The following is a 16347-nucleotide window of genomic DNA, read 5'->3' as shown; positions in this document are numbered from 1 at the left end:
GCCCCTTTTTTTTTGGGGGGGGGTGTGGGCGGCCTCGGCCACCCCCCCCCCCAACCACCCACGACCCCCTTTACAGCCTGCGAGGGCGGGCTATCAGCACCGTGCCCTGGTCGCCGATGGCGTGCGGGCGTCGTTCGAAGTGGCGCCGGATCAGCGGCTTGACCGCGCGCCGCATCTCCGCGCCCGCGGGGTGGCCTTCGAACCAGAAGTTGACCAGCGTCTCCGCCGCCGCGTGGACCCTGGCTTCGAGATCCGGCTCGGGGAACTGCAGCGCGGCCTCGGTCCGGTACAGCGTGAAGTCGCCGAAGCCCTGCCCGGCCAGGATGCCCGCCGCCACCGCGAGCAGATGGCCCTGGTGGTCGTGCGGCTCGCCCGCGATCGGCACGCAGGCCTGGTTCAGGATGCTCACCAGCTCGTTGTCGGGCGCTCCGCCGATCAGCATGATCTTGGCGGCCGGATGCCGTGGATCGCACACCCGCGCCATCTCCCGCACCGAGCGCTCCAGGTCGTCGACGTACGGCAGGATCCAGGTCGCGATCACGGCGTCGAACGTCCCGTCGCTGAAGGGGAGCGACTCCGCGCGCCCCGGCAGTATCTCGATCGTGCCGGTGCCGCCTGCTTCCGCGTACTCGTTGAGCGCGGCGACGCGCTCGGTGTGCGGCTCGACGGTCGTGCAGTGTCCTAATTGGACGGCCACGGCCCTGGTGAGCTCGCCGGTGCCGCCGCCGACGTCGAGCACCCGCTCGTTGCCGTCGGTCGCCGAGCAGACCAGCGAGGTCTCCTCGCCGCGTTCGAGCCTGCTGGTGAAGTCGAGCCAGCCGAGGTGGCCCAGTTTGTGCGGGCCCCGGTAGCGGACCGGCATGAACTCGGCGGGCCCGCACAGTGGGTGCGCGCGCACCGCGGCGGCGTCGAGGCCGGAGACGGTGGACAGGGTCATGTCGTTTCCTCTCAGCGGCGGGCGTGGGCGGGTGCGAGCGCGAGCACCTGGGCGCGCAGGCAGGGGTCGGTGGTGAACTCCCCGGTCAGATGGGTGGTGACCATGACAGCGCCGTGCGCCTCGGCGCCGCGCAGCGTCAGGCAGGCGTGCTCGGACCGGATCAGGCAGGCCGCGCCGTCCGAGGCGAGCTCGGCGGTGAGCGCCTCGACCACCTGCTCGCCGAGCCGTTCCTGCACCTGCGGGCGCGCCGCGTACTCCTGCAGCACGCGAGCGAGCTTGGACAGCCCGACGATCCGCCCGCCCGGCGACGGCCGGTATGCGACCGTGGCCCTGCCGAGAAACGGCAGCACGTGGTGCTCGCACACGGCCACGAACGGCACGTCGACCGCCGCGATGATGCCCTGGCTGGCCGACTCGGCAGGGAACTGCACCCGCAGATGCCGGGCGGGGTCCTGCCGCAGCCCGCTGGTCAGCTCCGCGAGCGCCTTGACGAACCGGTGCGGGGTCCGCGCGGTCGACGAGGTCTCGCAGTCGATGCCCAGCGCCTCGAACATGGCGCGCGCGTGCCCGGCCGCCTCGGTCAGCGCGTTCTCGTGCCACGGATCTCCGAGCGCGGTGTTCGGCATGGTCAGTGTCATGGGAACTCCTTGAACTCGGCGGCGTTGACATGGGTTTCGCGCACCGAAACCCGCGAAACGAACGCGCCTGGCGAGTGGTCGAGGCTGCCCAGCGCGTCGCCGACGACCCTGGCCAGCAGTTCGGCGACGGCCTCGACGGTCGGGTAGGCGAGGTCTTCGGCGAAGCGCTCGGCGGGGTCGGGATCCCCGGCACCGAACCGGAACACCTTGCTCTTGTGGTCGAGCAGCAGGCAGGCGAGCGGATCGGCCGCGCCGAGCATGGCGCCGTGGTCGAGGTGGGTGTCGATCCAGTCGCGCACCCGGCGCTTGAGGTCACCGAACTCGACCACGGTCCCGCCGGTCAGCGACGGCGCGGACACCGTCGCCTCCATCCACCACGAATGCCCGTGCAGGTTGAAGCACTTGCCCGCCAGGTGCGGCAGCCGGTGCGCGGTCTCGAAATTGTGCCGGACCAGCACGGTGTGCGTGCCCATCACGCGATCCCGAGGTACTTGTGCGTTTGCAGCGAGAGGTTCCACAACGGGTGCTCCAGGCAGTAGCGGACCGCGGCGCGCGTGTTGGCCTCCGCGTCGGGGCCGTCCATCGGCTGGAGCCGGAACGAGTCGAACTTCAGGTGCTCGAACCGCTCCGGCTCGCCGTTTTCCTGCGGGTAGACGAGTTTGAGCTCGTTGCCGCGCTCGACCACGAGCCGCGAACCCAGTTTCGGGCTGACGCACAGCCAGTCGATACCGTCCGGCGGCGCCTGCGTGCCGTTGGTCTCGACGGAGATCTCGAAACCCTTGGTGTGCAAGGCATCGATGGCCGCCGTGTCGAGCTGCAGCAGCGGCTCGCCGCCGGTGCAGACGACGAACCGTTGCTCGGGCGACTTCGTCGGCCACAGGTTTTCGACGGCTTCGGCGAGCGCTTCCGGCGTCCGGAACTTGCCGCCGTTCTCGCCGTCCGTGCCGACGAAATCGGTATCGCAGAACTGGCAGATCGCGCGGTGCCTGTCCTTTTCGAGGCCGGTCCAGAGGTTGCAGCGCGAGAACCGGCAGAACACCGCTGGGCGGCCAGCGTGCCGGCCTTCTCCTTGCAGCGTATAGAAAATCTCTTTGACGTGATACGTCATGCCGGTACACCCTGGTAGCGCACCGGATCGGGAACCCCGGCTTCGGTGAAACCCTTGAGCCGCAATACACAGGTGTCGCACTGGCCGCAGGCGCGCCCTTCGTCGTCGGGGTCGTAACAGCTCGAAGTCAGCGAATAGTCGACGCCGAGCCGGGTTCCGGTGCGGATGATGTCCGCTTTGGACAGATGCAGCAGCGGCGCGTGCACCTTGATCGGGCTGTCATCCTCGACCGCGGACTTGGTCGCGAGGTTGGCCATCGCTTCGTAGGCGGCGAGATACTCGGGACGGCAGTCGGGATATCCGCTGTAGTCCACGGCCGTGACCCCGGTGAAGATGTCCCGCGCGCCGGTGACCTCGGCGTACGCGAGCGCGAAGGAGAGGAAGATCGTGTTGCGTGCCGGGACGTAGGAGCTCGGGATGCCCTCGTTCATTTCCTCCTCGGTCCGGCCCTTGAGCACCTCGATGTCATCGGTCAGCGCGGAGCCGCCAAACACCCGCAGATTGATGTCGGCGACGATGTGCCGTTCCACTCCCTGCCGTTCGGCCACCCGGTGAGCCGCGGCCAGCTCGACGGAATGCCTTTGCCCATAACGAAAACTAAGCACGTACGGCGCGAAGCCCTTGTCCTTCGCGATGGCGAGCGTGGTCGTCGAGTCGAGGCCGCCGCTGAGCAGCACGATCGCAGGTTTCGGCATGGTGATTCACCAGTTCCTTTGCTTGGAGGCGTGGCTGGTTCCGCTTGTGGAAGCGCACCCGTCAGGCGCGGACTATCAACACAAAGTCCGACGATAGCCCCGAAACCGTAAAATCGTGACTTTCCGCCACCGTTGTCTGTCAACTAACCCGAATGCACTGGCTAATCACTTTGGGGCCAAACGACTTTCTGTGGCACGTTATCGCAGGTGAGGTGCGGTGTAGCCGGACGCAGTCCCGTCTGTCGACAAAGGACGGTGACAAACCGGACGGTTGGAACGAGATCAACCTGGTTACGCCATGTGGTCGCTCGCGGGTTTCTCGCGCCCTGCGATCCGGCTCGCACATACCGAGGGTCGTGAGTGGTACGGCCGGTTCTAACCGGTCTGAACACTCACGACCCCTGGTCTCGCGTGGCCAGATCGTGGGCGAGGGGTTCCCCTGCTGCGTCCAACGCGGCAGAGTTACCACTCGCAGCCCGTCCAAGCCTCCCGAAGCGAAGACCCCGCCGGCCTGCCCGGAGCGCGCCACATTTGCCCTTCCCCTCCATAACCGCCCGCAACACTCACGACCCTCGAAAAGGAATTGACGCCCCGGAGCGGGGCTGGCGATGATGAGCGCACAACGTCGAGTGAGGAGCAGGTCATGCGGGCACAACAGGAGCAGCTTGGTCACCTGCTTCGACGTGGGCTCTTGTCATGACGTGATTCTCCGTCAAGCCAAAGAGCCGCCCGCCGGAAATCCGGTCAGGCGGCTTTCTTTTTGGCGTGACACCACGCGGTTCTAGCCCAACTGGCAGAGGCATCCGGTTGAGGGCCGGTCCAGTCGGGGTTCGAATCCCCGGAACCGCACCATTCCCGGTTGGTGTAATAGGCAGCACGGCGGATTTTGGATCCGTTCGTCCAGGTTCGAGCCCTGGACCGGGAGCCGTCACACGGCGGCGTCGACCGTGATGTGCGGGGCCAGTGCGCGCAGGAAATCGGGCGCGTCGAACAATTCCCCGGCGGAAGCGACCCCGTTCACCCGATTCTGCCCGGCGAGAATCCGGCGCACTGCCTCGACCGCGAGTGGCGCGGTGACGGCGTAGATGTCCTGCCCGCGCGCCACGATCCGGCGCTCCTCGCCGCCCGAGCGCACGATCACGTCGACCAGGAAGGTCTGCGAAGATCGTCCGAGATCATCGACCGCCACCGGCGCTTTGCTGTCCGGAGTCATCAGGTCCTTCGCGGCCCCTGCCGCCATGTACGTGCGTACCTCGGGCACCTTCAGGTGACTCGGGATCGTGACGACGTCGGCCATCGTGAACTCGCCGATGACGTCCCGCTTGCCCAAGGGCTCGGGGAATTCCCACTCCTGCGCCGATCCTCCGGCGTCGGTGTACTCCAGCCGCCCGTTGGCGAACCGGACGTGCTTGCCGCCCCGGCGTTCCCGTGACACCTTGCCCGCGGCGATCGTGCCCGCCGTCGGGTGCCAGCTGCTCAGGCCGTACGCGACGTGCACCTCGTCGGCCGATGCCCAGTCGCCCATCGCGGCGGTCGCGAGCAGGTCGCCCAGGCCGCCGTAGAACGCCATCGCCGGGAGTACCACCGTGTCCGCGCCGGCGAACCGCGCGAACGTGTCGACGTTGGCTTCGATCTCGGCGGCCACGTCGACGTACGGGATGCCCGCGCGCAGCGCCGCTTCGATCACCGGCGCGGCCGTGTCGGCGAACGGCCCGGCGGCGTTGATCACGGCCGCCGCGCCGTCCAGCGCCCGGTCGAGCGAGGCCGGGTCGCCGATGGACGCCTGCCGCACCTCCGCCCCTGGGTAAGCCGCCGCGAACGACTCCAGTTTGCCCGCGTCACGACCCGAGAGGACCGGCACGAATCCGCGCTCGACCAGCTCCGCGACCACGAACCGCCCGGTGTGCCCGTACGCGCCGAACACCGTGACCAGCTGACCCGATTCCATCTTCACTCCCCAGCTCGAACGATCCATTGAGGACAATCCTGTCCGTGCGGGCGACCGGCCACCAGTGTCCGGAACGCCACGTCCCGTACAATTTCGGACATGAGGACCGTCGCACTCGCCGCCACTGACGGAATGCTGCATTTCGAGCTGGCCGTGGCCACGGAGCTGTTCGGCTCGGACCTGACCCACATCACCGATCCCTGGTACGACTTCGCCATCTGCGGTGCGAAAGCCGTCCGGGTCGGCCGGTTCCTGGTCGAGCCAGACCACGGCCTCGACCACCTGCCGAGTGCCGGGACGGTCATCGTCCCCGCGCTGGCCGATGTCGACGTCGACCCGCCCGCCGACCTGGTCGACGCGGTGCGCGCGGCCCACGAAGCGGGCGCGCGGATCGTTTCGCTCTGCACCGGCGCGTTCGTGCTGGCCGCGGCCGGACTGCTCGACGGGCTGCGCGCGACCACGCACTGGGCGCACACCGACGCGCTCGCCGCCCGATATCCGCAGGTCGAGGTCGACCCGGACGTCCTGTACGTCGACAACGGCAGCGTCCTCACCGCCGCGGGCAAGGCCGCCGCGATGGACCTCTGCCTGCACCTGGTCCGCACCGACCACGGCTCGGCGATCGCCAACGTCGTCGCCCGCCGCATGGTCGTGCCGCCGCACCGCGCGGGCGGGCAGGCCCAGTTCGTCTCCACCCCGATGCCGCCGCAGGACGACCGGCCGCTCGGTGTCCTCTTCCCCTGGGTGGCCGAACGGCTCGATCAGCCCCTCACCGTCGAAGACCTGGCCCGCCAGGCGAACATGAGCTCACGCAACCTCGGCCGCCACTTTCGCTCGGCGACCGGGACCACCCCGCTGCAATGGCTGCTCACCCAGCGGATCCGCCGCGCCCAGGAGCTGCTGGAGACCACCGACGAGAGCGTCGACGCCATCGCGGAGGCGGCGGGCATGGGCACCGCGACCACCTTGCGCCGTCACTTCCATCGCACGGTCGGCGTGCCGCCGGACACCTACCGCCGCACCTTCCGCAGCTGACCCGGGAATGTTTCCCGGGTTTTCCCGGCTCCGGTCCCTGGCGCCTGGGTCTGCCGCCGCGCCAGCCTGATGCGAGCTGATCGCAACCAGGGGAGGACTGAGCGGTGACTGACAAGTCTTTGAACCGTCGAAGCGCGCTGCGGCTGGGTGCCGGTGGCGCGGTGTTCGCCGGAGCGGCCGTGACCGGGCTGATCGATCCCGCCATGGCGCTCGCGAACCCCGATCTCGCCGCGCACCGGCGGGCCGTCAAGCTGGCGAGTGAGACCGCGGAGCGCAACGGGCTCGTGTTCGCGCCGGAGCGCCGGCTCGCCGGCGACGTCGTTTCGCTCGCGCAGTACCAGACCGGCTTCAAGAACCAGGGGTCCCGCGGCACCTGCTACGCGTTCGCGGGCGTCGCGGCCGTCGAAGCGGCCTACAAGCGCAAATACGGCGTCGAGCTGGACCTTTCCGAGCAGTACACGTACCACATGAACAAGGTCTTCGAACTGTACGGCGACTACGTGAGCTCGACGACCCCCCACGAGAACAACAGCTCCTACTGGGGATTCCAGGGCAGCTCCGACATCATCGACCACATCGCCAGGGCCGCGATCCCCGCCGAGTCGTACGCGCCCTACCTCGACGGGTGGCGGATGGACCAGCTCAAGACGGCCACCCCGGCGTGCGGGAACCTCGACTGGAACTCCAGCCAGGAACAGCTCGACGCGTTCGAGTTCCTGACGGCCAACATCCCCACCACCGCGCGGGAAAACGCGAAGTACCGCGTCACCCGGTTCGGCGCGGTGCCGTGGAACCCGTCGCCTGCCGACATCGAGGCGGTGATCGCGGGCGGCTACGAGCTGGTCGCCGATGTGCCGGGACACTGCGTCCTGATCGTCGGCTTCGACCGGATCAAGCGGGAATACCTGGTCAAGAACTCGTGGGGCGAGAACAAGTTCATCACCGTCCCGTACAACGACCAGAACTGGCCGATCCTCGGCGGCCGCTTCGTCCAGGACGTCGCGGACGTCAACGCCCCGCCCCAGTGGGACGCGGCGTGGCTGGGACGCTGGCAGATGGACCACGACGGCTGGCACGGCGAGCTGGTCATCCGGCGCACCACCGACTTCCGCTCCGGCGCCGGGCAGCCGACCAAGCTGGGCAATTACTACCGCGACGGCAAGCGCTACGACGTCAACGGCTTCACCGAGCAGAACGGCCAGATCCTGCGCTTCTGGGTGGCGGACGGCACCGGTCGCGTGCAACCGGGCTCGAAGGCCGGCCAGGAACACCGGGTTTGCCTCTACAGCTGGGAAAAGGCGTTCGCGGCCGGTTCGCATTCGTGGAACGGCACCCCGTTCGGCACGGTGCTCAGCCGCGCCGGGTTGCCTGGCCGCCCGACCTCGGGCTGGTCGGCGGCCGACTGGATCGGCCAGTGGGACATGAACAGCGACGGCTGGCACGGCAGGCTCCGGATCACGTCCGTGCAGCCGTTCCAGGCCGGCTATGTGCACCAGGACGGCCGCACGCTCGCGGTCAGCGGCGCGGTCGACGGCGCCCACCCGCACATCCTGCCGATCAAGATCGCCTACTCGGCGGGTGACCTGCGGCCGTACCAGCTGTACGCGCACACCTGGGAACGCGACATCTTCTCCGGCACCCATCAGTGGAGCGGACTGACGTTCGGCAACCACGGTCACCGGGTTTAGCCGCGGGTGACCAGCGCCGGCAGCGAGGAGATACTTCAGGCGAAGGCGTTCACTCCGGTGAGGTCCGCGGACAGCACCCACAGGCGCGCGGCCTCGGTGGGGTCGAGCGCGTAGTCGCGGACGCCGGCGATGGTGCCGTCGGCGGGGGCGGGCTCGGATACGTCGCAGTCTTGGAGGTAGAGCCCGCCCATGCCGTCGAGCAAGGGCGAGGTCGCTGCCCAGACCTGGGTCGCGGCGCCCTGTTCCGGCGTCTTGGCGTCGCCGATCATGTTGCCCTCGGCGTCCATGAACCCGGCGTCGACCATCTCCCGCAGCTCGAGATGGCGGATGAGGTTCGTGCGGATCCGGCCGGGGTGCAGCGAGAACGCGCGGATGTCCCGCTCGCGGCCGAACTTGTCGAGTTGCACGGCGAACAGGATGTTGGCCGTCTTGGACTGGCCGTAGGCCTGCCACTTGTCGTAGCCGGTCCGGAACTCGACGTCGTCCCAGCGGATGGGGGAGAAGTGGTGGCCGCGCGAGGAGACCGAGACCACCCGCGCGCCGTCCGCGAGGGCCGGCCAGAGCCGGTTGACCAGCGCGAAGTGGCCGAGGTGGTTGATGCCGAACTGGGCCTCCCAGCCGGGGCCGACGCGCAGCTCGGGGCTCGCCATCACGCCCGCGCTGGTGATGACCAGGTCGAGCTGCCTGCCGGTGGCGAGAAAACGGTCCGCGAAGGCGCGGATGCTGTCCTGGTCGCCGAGGTCGAGTTCGTCGATCTCCACGTTGCCGATACCGGCCAGCGCTTCCTCGGCGACCGCGCGGCGGCGGGCGGGCGCCACGACGAACGCGCCCGCGGCGGCCAGCGCCCTGGTGGTTTCGAGGCCGATGCCGGAGTAGCCGCCGGTGACGAGCGCGAGCTTGCCGGTCAGGTCGATGCCGTTGAGGACTTCGGTCGCGGTGCTGGTGTCGGTGAAGCCGGAGCCGATCTTGTGCTGTGCGGTGGTCATGGCAACGACGCTACGACCTGGAGCGCGCTCCAGCGCAAGTCCGCTATGCTCACGGCTCCGCCGCCCCGTACCAAACTCAGGGAGTTTTCGTGGTCGGCAGGAAAATCCTCGTCATCGGTGTCGTCGGTCTTGCCGCGGTCGCCGGAACACCCGCCTCGGCGAGTCCCGGTGTGGACCTGGTCAGCAGATCGCAGTGGGGTACCCACGGTGACGCCGCGTCGTGGACACCGGTGATCAGTGCCGATGGCCGGTACGTGGCCTTCCCGTCGGAAGCGTCCACTTTGGTCAGAGGAGACCGCAACGGGGTTTCCGATGTCTTCGTCAAGGATCTCTGGACCGGGTCGGTCGACCGGCTGACCGACGGCGACGGCCCGTCCTACGACCCGCCCGCGCTCAGCGCCGATGGCCGCTACGTCGCTTTCCTTTCCGGTGCCGCGAATCTGGTGCCCGGCGACACCAACGGCGTCGACGATGTGTTCGTCAAGGACAGACGCCGGGGGACCGTGGTCTCGGTCAGCAAGGGCGGCAACGCCACGTCGTACGGATCGCCGGCGCTGAGCGCGGACGGCCGGTTCGTCGCGTTCCGTTCGGACGCCTCGAACCTGGTGCCGGGCGACACGAACGGCGTCGCGGACGTGTTCGTGAAAGACCTTGTCACGCAAGCGATCGAGCGTGTCAGCGTGGGCGCGGACGGGACGCAGGGCGACAAGCTGGTCTCACACGGCATCGCCATGAGCGCGGACGGGCGGTACGTGGTGTTCCCGTCGGCCGCGACCAACCTGGTGCCCGGCGACACCAACGCGAGCGTGGACATGTTCGTCAAGGACCGGCGCACCGGCGGGATCGTCAGGGCGAACACCGCGGCCGACGGCACGCAGGGCAAGTCGTACACGCTCATGCCGTCGATCACCGCAGACGGCCGCAAGGTCGCTTTCGTCGCCTGGGGCGACAATCTGGTGCCGAACGACACCGAGGACACACCGGACGTGTTCGTCAAGGACCTCGTCACCGGCGCGATCTCGCGCGTCAACACCTCCTCCGACGGCACGCTCGCGGAGGCGTCGCCGCTCGGTCCGGTGATCAGTGCGGACGGCCGCACGATCGCGTTCAGCTCGATCTCGTCGAACCTGGTTCCCCATGACACCAACAAGGTCGACGACGTCTTCGTGAAGAACCTGGTCACCGGCAAGACGACCAGCCCGACCGTACGGGGCGACAGTTTCTCGCTCGCCCCGTCGCTCAGCGCCGACGGCCGGACGGTCGTCTTCGGTTCCTACGCCTCGAACCTGGCGCAGTGCGACACCAACGACATGCCGGACGTCTTCGTCAGATTCGCTGCCAGGCCTTGAGATCCCGCAGGAGCAGGTAGCAGTCCTGGAGTTGCGCGGAGTCGCTGAGCGACCGGTAGATGCCCCACTTGGGGCGGACCCGGTCGCCCAGCCAAGTGTCCACTCCGGACTTCCGCTCGGCCAGCACGGTCTGCCCGCCGCTGCGGATCGTCCACCCGACGTAGCCGGCCGAGCCGTCGCCGATACCCAGCTCGACCTCGGTGTCGATCCACTTGTCCTGCAGCGGGGCGAGCGGGGTGTGCCCGACGAGGACGTTGCCCTCGCTCACCCTGAACTCGATCTCCGCGAGGGTTCCGGTGCGGCGCAAGGACATCGTGGTGATCGGCGCCGAGCCGAGGCCCGGCATCTTGGTCTGCATGATGTGCGTGAAGCTGCTCGTCGCCTTGAGCGTGGACGGGATGAACATCGAGTACGCGATGCGCCACGTCTCGCCGTTGCCCATCGACAAGGCCTCGCCGGCCGTGCGCATCCCGCGCACCTCGTTGCGCTGGCGGTCCGTCGCCGTGTCGCGGTCGCGCTTGTGCATGTCGAAGCGGAACGTGTCGCGCACCGGGTAGATGTGCTTGACGCCGGGATGTGAGCCCGCGCGGTCGTCCTCGACACCCTCGAAGGCGTTGAGGCCGTCCTTGCCAGGGAGCGGGCTCCAGCGCTGCTGCCAGGTGGGCGCCGCGAGCGCGGGCGCGCCGGTCAGCGGGAGTGCGGCCGCGGCGGCCATCGAGGTCAGCAAAGCCCGGCGGTTCAGCACAGTCTCCTCCAGCACGGTGTTCTCTCTTCGGCGGCGGAAACTGTGCTGATCAGATCACCCGTTCGCCTGAGCTGTCAACGTTTCCTTCCCGAGGTGTGCCTTGCAGACCTCGACCGAGTAGGCCATCAGGCCGCCCGCCTGCGCGTCACGGAAGATGCGCTGGATCGGCGAAGTGCGCAGGTACCCGGAACCGCCGCCGACCCGCACACCGAGCTGCGCGATGTCTCGCGCGGCCTCGTTGGCGAGCGGCTTGGCGCGCACGGTGGCGCCGATGAAGCCGGGTGAGTTCTGGTCGGCCAGCCACATCGTGTGACCCGCGTACATCGCGGCGGATTCGAGCCGGAGCGCCGCGTCGGCCGCCTCGAACTCCAGCCACTGCATGTCCGAGAGCGGCTGCCCGGTGGTCGGGATCGTGCGTGAGCGGGCGTGCTCGGTCAGCGCGGCGAGCGCGGCGTCGGCGATACCGAGCGACAGATACGCGAGCCCGGCGGCGATGTGATTCGGCCGCGGTCCGGTCGACGGGAGGCAGCGGCGATCGGCGCGCAGCAGCGTGCCGTCGAAGGTGACGAGCTGGCTGCGGCTCGCGCGCAGGCCCATGGTGTCCCAGATCGGCACGTAGGTCATCGTGTCGTCCGGCGCGTGGCCGAAGAATGCCGGTGTGCCGTCGACGAGCGCGTTGACGAGGAAATGATCAGCTATTTCACAGCCGCTCACGAAACGCTTGGCGCCGGTGAGCCGGAAACCGCCTTCGGCCGGTTCGGCGATCTGCTGCGGCAGCAGGAACAGATTCCCGCAAGCCGGTTCGGACAACGCGTTGGCGAAGCGCTTGCCCGCTTTGAGCTCCCCGGCGTAAAAGCCAGCGACCTCGGGAGTGGACATCTGCACGAGCCCGCCCGCCGCGCCGATGTGCATCAGCCAAATGCAGGCGGTCGACGGGCAGGCCGCGCTCAGCAGGCGCAGCACCGCGCCAAAGGTGCGGTAGCTCAAGTCCTGGCCGCCGTGCTCTTCGGGCAAGGTCGCGGCGTCGAGCCCGCTGGCGTGCAGCGCGCGCAGGTTGGCGAGCGGGATCTCGGCGGTCTCGTCGAATTCCGCCGCGGTCGCGGCGAAACCGGTGGCCAATTCCCTGGCGGCCGCCACCCAGTGCGCTTCGTGGGCGGGCGCTTCGAACGGGTGCGTTGAAACGGTCATGGGTCCATCTTGGCCGAAGGCCGTGTCCGGTGAATCTGCTCGATGGGCTTCGTGATCCAGGTGGTTCCTGGCGGTGCGGGCGATTCGCCCTCGTACCGGGTTGTACTCGGGTGAATCGCCCGCGGGCGTCAGGGGTCGCCTGGGCGCGAAGACCGCGAGCGAGATTCACCGGACACGGCCTTAGTGTCACGGGTTGGTCTCCACTGTGTATTTATCGCGCGCTGGGTCTCTCTTTTAGAAGCACACTCGAAGACGGACGCGAAATCGCTTTGCGTGAGGGGCAATAAATGGCCGGTCAGAGTCAGATCCCGGAAGATTTCAACGCGCTGTACGACTCGGGCGCGCGGGCTGCCCGCGGCACGCCGCTCTCGGCGCCGTCGCGCACCGAAGGCCACGGCCGCCTGTCGGCCGAGGTGCCAGGCCTGCTTGTCGACTACGACGAAGCCACCGGCCTGCCGAACCGCATCGCCGTCGATCGCCCGGCAGGCAGGCTGACGAGCCTCGGCGCGGCGTCGCCGGAGGAGGCCGCCGCGAACTTCGTGCGCGAGCGAGGCGACCTGTGGGAGCTGTCGCCTTCGGACGCCGCCGGGGTCGAGGTGGTGTCGGTCAGCGGGCGCGGGCTGCCCACGGTGCAACTCGTCCAGCGGGTCGAGGGCGTCGAGGTGTTCAGCTCGGAGGTCACCGCCGCGATCGGCGGGGACAACCAGGTGATCGCGCTCGCCGGCCAGTTCTTCCCCGGCGCCACGGAGGCGGGCGGGCAGCGCTCGGCAGGCCCGGTGACCTCCGCCGAAGAGGCGATCTCCCGAGCCGCGCTCGACCTGACCGGCACGCACTACGAACCCGCCGAGTTCAGCCTCAGCGACGACGAGGACGGCCAGTACCGCTTCTACGCGGTCCCCGAGCCCGACAGCAGGCCCGCCTTCGAACGGCCGGTGCGCGTCAAGGAGGTGCTCTTCCCGCTCGGCGACGGCCAGATGTCACCGGGCTACTACCTCGAACTGTGGATCAAGGGCTTCCCCGCTTTCAGCTACGTCATCGACTCCGTCGATGACCCGGACGTGTTGTTCCGCAAGAACCTCAGCGCCGACTCGGCCTTCAGGTACAAGGTCTTCAACACCGGCGACACACTGCTCCGGCCCGAGGACGGACCGGCGCCGGGCACCCCGCATCCGACGGGAACACCCGACGGCTTCCAGGCGCCGACCATTCCCGAGCGCGTGATCGACACCGAAGGCCTGCTCAAGGGCGACCCGTGGCTGCCGGACGGCGCGAAGACCACCCAGGGCAACAACTGCTTCGCCTACGCCGACCTCGCCGCGCCGCAGGGTTTCGGCGCGGGTGACGTCGTGGGCAAGGCGAGCGCGCCAGGCTGCTTCGAGTACACCTACGACCACGCCAAGGCCGCGAGTGACCCGAACAACCTGCAGTCGAGCCTGGTCGGCATGTTCGTGCACGTGAACTGGCTGCACGATCGCTGGTACGAAGCGGGCTTCGACGAGGCGGCAGGCAACGCGCAGCAGGACAACTTCGGCCGAGGCGGGTCCGGCGGCGACCCGATCTTGGCCGAGGGGCACGACTTCAGCGGCACGGACAACGCGAACATGTCCACCCCCGCGGACGGCGCCAGCCCGCGCATGCAGATGTACGAGTTCGTCGGTGTCAGCCCGCTGCCGAGCCGGACGAGCAATTTCGACGCATTGATCACCTTCCACGAGATGGGGCATTACGTCACCAACCGGCTGGTCGGCAACGCCACCGGCTTGTCCAATCAGCAAGGCCGGGCGATGGGCGAGGGCTGGGGCGATTTCTTCGCCGTCTGTATGACATCACAGGCCACCGACAATTTCGTGGACGGCGTCTTCGCGGTCGGCGGCTGGACCGACCTCACGTCGACTTTCAAGGACAACTACTACTTCTCGATCCGCCGCTACCCGTACACGGCCGACCTCGGCAAGAACCCGTTGACGTTCAAGCACATCAGCGCCAACGTCGTGCTGCCGTCTGGCCCGCTGAGCAACCCCAACGGCGGCGGCCCGAACAACGAGGTCCACAACGCGGGCGAGGTCTGGTGCGCCACGCTGTGGGAGGTCTTCGTCAACCTGGTGGCGGAACACGGGCACGCCGAGGCCGAGCGCCGCATGCTCGAATACGTCATCGGCGGCCTCAAACTGACCCCATCCCGCCCGACGTTCACCCAGGCCCGCGACGGCATCATCTCCGCCGTGGCCGCACTGAACGCGGCGGACCTTCCTGAGGTCTGGCAAGGCTTCGCGAAGCGAGGCATGGGCACGGCAGCGGTTTCGCCGCCCTCGTCCTCGACCTCACTCGCGGGCGTGGTCGAAAGTTTCGATGTACCATGAAACTCGTACTGTTCGATCTGGGCAACACGTTGGAGCAGAACGACATCCTGCTCCCCGGCGCGCTCGAGACGTTGCGCGCGATCAGTGAGCTACCGGCGGCCAAGCTCGCACTCGTGTCGGACTTCGACATGCCCGCGACCCCGGCGGACATCCCGGAAATCCGCGACCGTTACTACGCGATCCTCGACAAACTCGACATCCGCTCGTTCTTCGAGCCGCTCGAGGAACGGGTCACGCTCTCCACGGATGTCGGCATGTTCAAGCCGGACAAGCGCGTTTTCCTTGCGGCGGCGGGGAAAGTCGGGCTTGAGTTGCCGGACGTTTTCTTCGTGACGGAGAACGCGAGCCACGTCCGCGCGGCCAAGGCACTGGGCATGCGCGCGGTCCATTTCCGCGGCCCCGGCGAGGCCAGCGGCGACATCGACAAGCTGACCGACGTGATCCCGCTGCTCGTCGACGAGACCACGATCTTCCGCACGACCCCGGACGCGATCCCGGACGGCTTCCGCTGGGTCCGCATGGGTGACGCCGTACTCGCGGCCGGTCCGCCGGCCGACGTCTCGAACCTGAGGCTGGTCACCCAGAACGGCCGGTTGTTCCAGGAGGAGCACCCGGAGGTGCCGATCCTGTTGGACAGCGGCCGCTATCTCATCGCGGCCGGGGACATCCCGCAGCCCGGAAGTCCTTACGAGCCTTGCTATTCGGTCCGGCCGGTCCCGTGGGACACGGTCGTGCTGGAACGCTTGGCGATGGCCGCGGGACGTGCGCCGGTGCCCTGGATACAGGCTTGTGTGGACAAAGTGACACGGGCTTCGTTCGAGTCGGACCTGACGAAGCTGGTTTCGTTCACCAGCAGGCATTCCACCGGTCCGGGCTTCGACGCGGCGGCGACCTGGGCGGCCGCGGAGTTGTCCGCCGCGGGCTATGCCGTCACCACGGAACCGGTCCCGCTCGGCGGCAAGAGCACTCGTAACGTCATCGCCGACCGCGTGGGTAACAGCCGCGCACCGCATTCGCTGGTCGTCGTCACGGCCCACCTCGACTCGATCAACCTCGCGGGCGGCCCGGCGCCGGGTGCCGACGACAACGGCTCGGGCAGCGCGGGCCTGCTGGCGATCGCCCGTGCGCTCACCGGCGTGCAGTTCCGGCACGACCTGCGGTTCATCCTGTTCGGCGGCGAGGAGCAAGGGTTGTTCGGCAGCCTCCGGCATGTCGCCCAGCTGTCCCCGGACGAGCGCACGCGGGTGAGCGCGGTGGTCAACATGGACATGATCGGCACACTGAACTCACCCCCGCCCTCGGTACTGCTCGAGGGCGCGACCGTGTCGCAGGGCGTCATCGACGGCCTCGCCGAGGCCGCGGCGACCTACACGTCACTGGCGGTGCAGACGAGCTTGCACCCGTTCAACAGCGACCATGTCCCGTTCATCGACGAAGGCATGCCCGCGGTGCTCACGATCGAGGGAGCCGACGGGGCGAACACCCACATCCACAGCGCTCGGGACACCCTGGAGTTCATCGACTACGGGCTCGCGATCGAGATCCTGCGGATGAACGTCGGCTACGTGGCCGGGGCCCTGGAACTCGGCTGAGGTTTCGGCGTGACTGGGGGGGGGGTTTGGGGGGGGGGGGGGCCCCAAACCCCCCCCCACGGGGGGAGTAAAGTCCGC

Annotated in this window: 14 protein-coding genes and 2 tRNA genes; 7 read left to right on the top strand and 9 right to left on the bottom strand. The window is 68.5% G+C overall.

Annotated elements, in window-relative coordinates; translation table 11 throughout:
• Window positions 1–70 precede the first annotated feature (70 nt).
• Genes ACFV15_RS38385 through queC form a run of 5 tightly spaced genes read right to left on the bottom strand, consistent with a single transcriptional unit; the run spans window position 71 to window position 3378 of the window.
• Window positions 71–937 (bottom strand): class I SAM-dependent methyltransferase, encoded by an 867-nt coding sequence (locus ACFV15_RS38385; protein ID WP_378357091.1) that lies wholly within the window; start codon window positions 935–937, stop codon window positions 71–73.
• Between the two features lie 11 nt (window positions 938–948).
• Window positions 949–1575 (bottom strand): GTP cyclohydrolase I, encoded by a 627-nt coding sequence (folE, locus tag ACFV15_RS38380; RefSeq protein ID WP_378357089.1) that lies wholly within the window; start codon window positions 1573–1575, stop codon window positions 949–951.
• A complete protein-coding gene (locus ACFV15_RS38375; protein WP_378357087.1) occupies window positions 1572–2048 on the bottom strand; it encodes a 6-pyruvoyl tetrahydropterin synthase family protein in 477 nt (158 codons plus the stop codon). Before ACFV15_RS38375 ends, folE begins: the two co-directional genes overlap by 4 nt.
• On the bottom strand, window positions 2048–2683 hold the full coding sequence (gene queE, locus ACFV15_RS38370; protein WP_378357085.1) for a 7-carboxy-7-deazaguanine synthase: 636 nt from the start codon (window positions 2681–2683) through the stop codon (window positions 2048–2050). The genes ACFV15_RS38375 and queE overlap by 1 nt, the downstream gene beginning before the upstream one ends.
• Window positions 2680–3378, bottom strand: coding sequence for a 7-cyano-7-deazaguanine synthase QueC (gene queC, locus ACFV15_RS38365; RefSeq protein WP_378357083.1), 699 nt, complete (start codon window positions 3376–3378; stop codon window positions 2680–2682). The genes queE and queC overlap by 4 nt, the downstream gene beginning before the upstream one ends.
• A 775-nt stretch (window positions 3379–4153) precedes the next feature.
• Here queC and ACFV15_RS38360 point away from each other — a divergent pair.
• Window positions 4154–4230: transfer RNA gene (locus tag ACFV15_RS38360), tRNA-Leu, on the top strand.
• Window position 4231: 1 nt separating this feature from the next.
• Window positions 4232–4303, top strand: a tRNA-Gln gene (locus ACFV15_RS38355).
• 3 nt (window positions 4304–4306) lie between these two features.
• Here ACFV15_RS38355 and ACFV15_RS38350 read toward each other — a convergent pair.
• A complete protein-coding gene (locus ACFV15_RS38350; RefSeq protein WP_378357081.1) occupies window positions 4307–5326 on the bottom strand; it encodes a saccharopine dehydrogenase family protein in 1020 nt (339 codons plus the stop codon).
• Between the two features lie 99 nt (window positions 5327–5425).
• Here ACFV15_RS38350 and ACFV15_RS38345 point away from each other — a divergent pair, with 99 nt between their 5' ends.
• Window positions 5426–6361, top strand: coding sequence for a helix-turn-helix domain-containing protein (locus tag ACFV15_RS38345; protein WP_378357080.1), 936 nt, complete (start codon window positions 5426–5428; stop codon window positions 6359–6361).
• A gap of 104 nt (window positions 6362–6465) precedes the next feature.
• Window positions 6466–8049, top strand: a complete 1584-nt coding sequence (locus tag ACFV15_RS38340; protein WP_378357078.1) for a C1 family peptidase — start codon at window positions 6466–6468, stop codon at window positions 8047–8049.
• Between the two features lie 35 nt (window positions 8050–8084).
• On the opposite strand, the gene ACFV15_RS38335 is transcribed toward ACFV15_RS38340, so the two are convergent.
• A complete protein-coding gene (locus tag ACFV15_RS38335) occupies window positions 8085–9035 on the bottom strand; it encodes an SDR family NAD(P)-dependent oxidoreductase (RefSeq protein WP_378357076.1) in 951 nt (316 codons plus the stop codon).
• Window positions 9036–9124: 89 nt separating this feature from the next.
• Between ACFV15_RS38335 and ACFV15_RS38330 the strand changes: the two genes are divergently transcribed.
• On the top strand, window positions 9125–10384 hold the full coding sequence (locus ACFV15_RS38330) for a TolB family protein (protein WP_378357074.1): 1260 nt from the start codon (window positions 9125–9127) through the stop codon (window positions 10382–10384).
• Here the strand turns inward: ACFV15_RS38330 and ACFV15_RS38325 are convergent.
• Both ACFV15_RS38325 and ACFV15_RS38320 read right to left on the bottom strand, forming a co-directional pair.
• Window positions 10362–11144, bottom strand: a complete 783-nt coding sequence (locus ACFV15_RS38325) for a Tat pathway signal sequence domain protein (RefSeq protein WP_378357073.1) — start codon at window positions 11142–11144, stop codon at window positions 10362–10364. The two genes, ACFV15_RS38330 and ACFV15_RS38325, sit on opposite strands and share 23 nt — an antisense overlap.
• 39 nt (window positions 11145–11183) lie before the next feature.
• A complete protein-coding gene (locus ACFV15_RS38320) occupies window positions 11184–12317 on the bottom strand; it encodes an acyl-CoA dehydrogenase family protein (RefSeq protein ID WP_378357071.1) in 1134 nt (377 codons plus the stop codon).
• Between the two features lie 287 nt (window positions 12318–12604).
• On the opposite strand from ACFV15_RS38320, the gene ACFV15_RS38315 reads away from it, so the two are divergent.
• Window positions 12605–14677: a M36 family metallopeptidase gene (locus ACFV15_RS38315; protein ID WP_378357070.1), complete on the top strand. Its 2073-nt coding sequence runs from the start codon at window positions 12605–12607 to the stop codon at window positions 14675–14677.
• Entirely contained in the window at window positions 14674–16269 is a 1596-nt protein-coding gene (locus tag ACFV15_RS38310; RefSeq protein ID WP_378357069.1) for a M28 family peptidase, read from the top strand. The genes ACFV15_RS38315 and ACFV15_RS38310 overlap by 4 nt, the downstream gene beginning before the upstream one ends.
• The last annotated feature ends 78 nt before the right edge of the window (window positions 16270–16347 follow it).

Origin of the sequence: Amycolatopsis sp. NPDC059657 (assembly GCF_042734395.1) — a bacterium.
Taxonomy (GTDB): Bacteria; Actinomycetota; Actinomycetes; order Mycobacteriales; family Pseudonocardiaceae; genus Amycolatopsis.
This window is presented reverse-complemented; position numbering and strand designations above follow the sequence as displayed.

What these genes read in the sequence shown, in the direction of transcription:
- queC (WP_378357083.1), bottom strand. Translation starts at nt 3,378, where the DNA reads ATGCCGAAACCTGCGATCGTGCTGCTCAGCGGCGGCCTCGACTCGACG.
- folE (WP_378357089.1), bottom strand. Translation starts at nt 1,575, where the DNA reads ATGACACTGACCATGCCGAACACCGCGCTCGGAGATCCGTGGCACGAG.
- ACFV15_RS38345 (WP_378357080.1), top strand. Translation starts at nt 5,426, where the DNA reads ATGAGGACCGTCGCACTCGCCGCCACTGACGGAATGCTGCATTTCGAG.
- ACFV15_RS38375 (WP_378357087.1), bottom strand. Translation starts at nt 2,048, where the DNA reads ATGGGCACGCACACCGTGCTGGTCCGGCACAATTTCGAGACCGCGCAC.
- ACFV15_RS38310 (WP_378357069.1), top strand. Translation starts at nt 14,674, where the DNA reads ATGAAACTCGTACTGTTCGATCTGGGCAACACGTTGGAGCAGAACGAC.
- ACFV15_RS38335 (WP_378357076.1), bottom strand. Translation starts at nt 9,035, where the DNA reads ATGACCACCGCACAGCACAAGATCGGCTCCGGCTTCACCGACACCAGC.
- ACFV15_RS38320 (WP_378357071.1), bottom strand. Translation starts at nt 12,317, where the DNA reads ATGACCGTTTCAACGCACCCGTTCGAAGCGCCCGCCCACGAAGCGCAC.
- ACFV15_RS38385 (WP_378357091.1), bottom strand. Translation starts at nt 937, where the DNA reads ATGACCCTGTCCACCGTCTCCGGCCTCGACGCCGCCGCGGTGCGCGCG.
- ACFV15_RS38350 (WP_378357081.1), bottom strand. Translation starts at nt 5,326, where the DNA reads ATGGAATCGGGTCAGCTGGTCACGGTGTTCGGCGCGTACGGGCACACC.
- ACFV15_RS38315 (WP_378357070.1), top strand. Translation starts at nt 12,605, where the DNA reads ATGGCCGGTCAGAGTCAGATCCCGGAAGATTTCAACGCGCTGTACGAC.
- queE (WP_378357085.1), bottom strand. Translation starts at nt 2,683, where the DNA reads ATGACGTATCACGTCAAAGAGATTTTCTATACGCTGCAAGGAGAAGGC.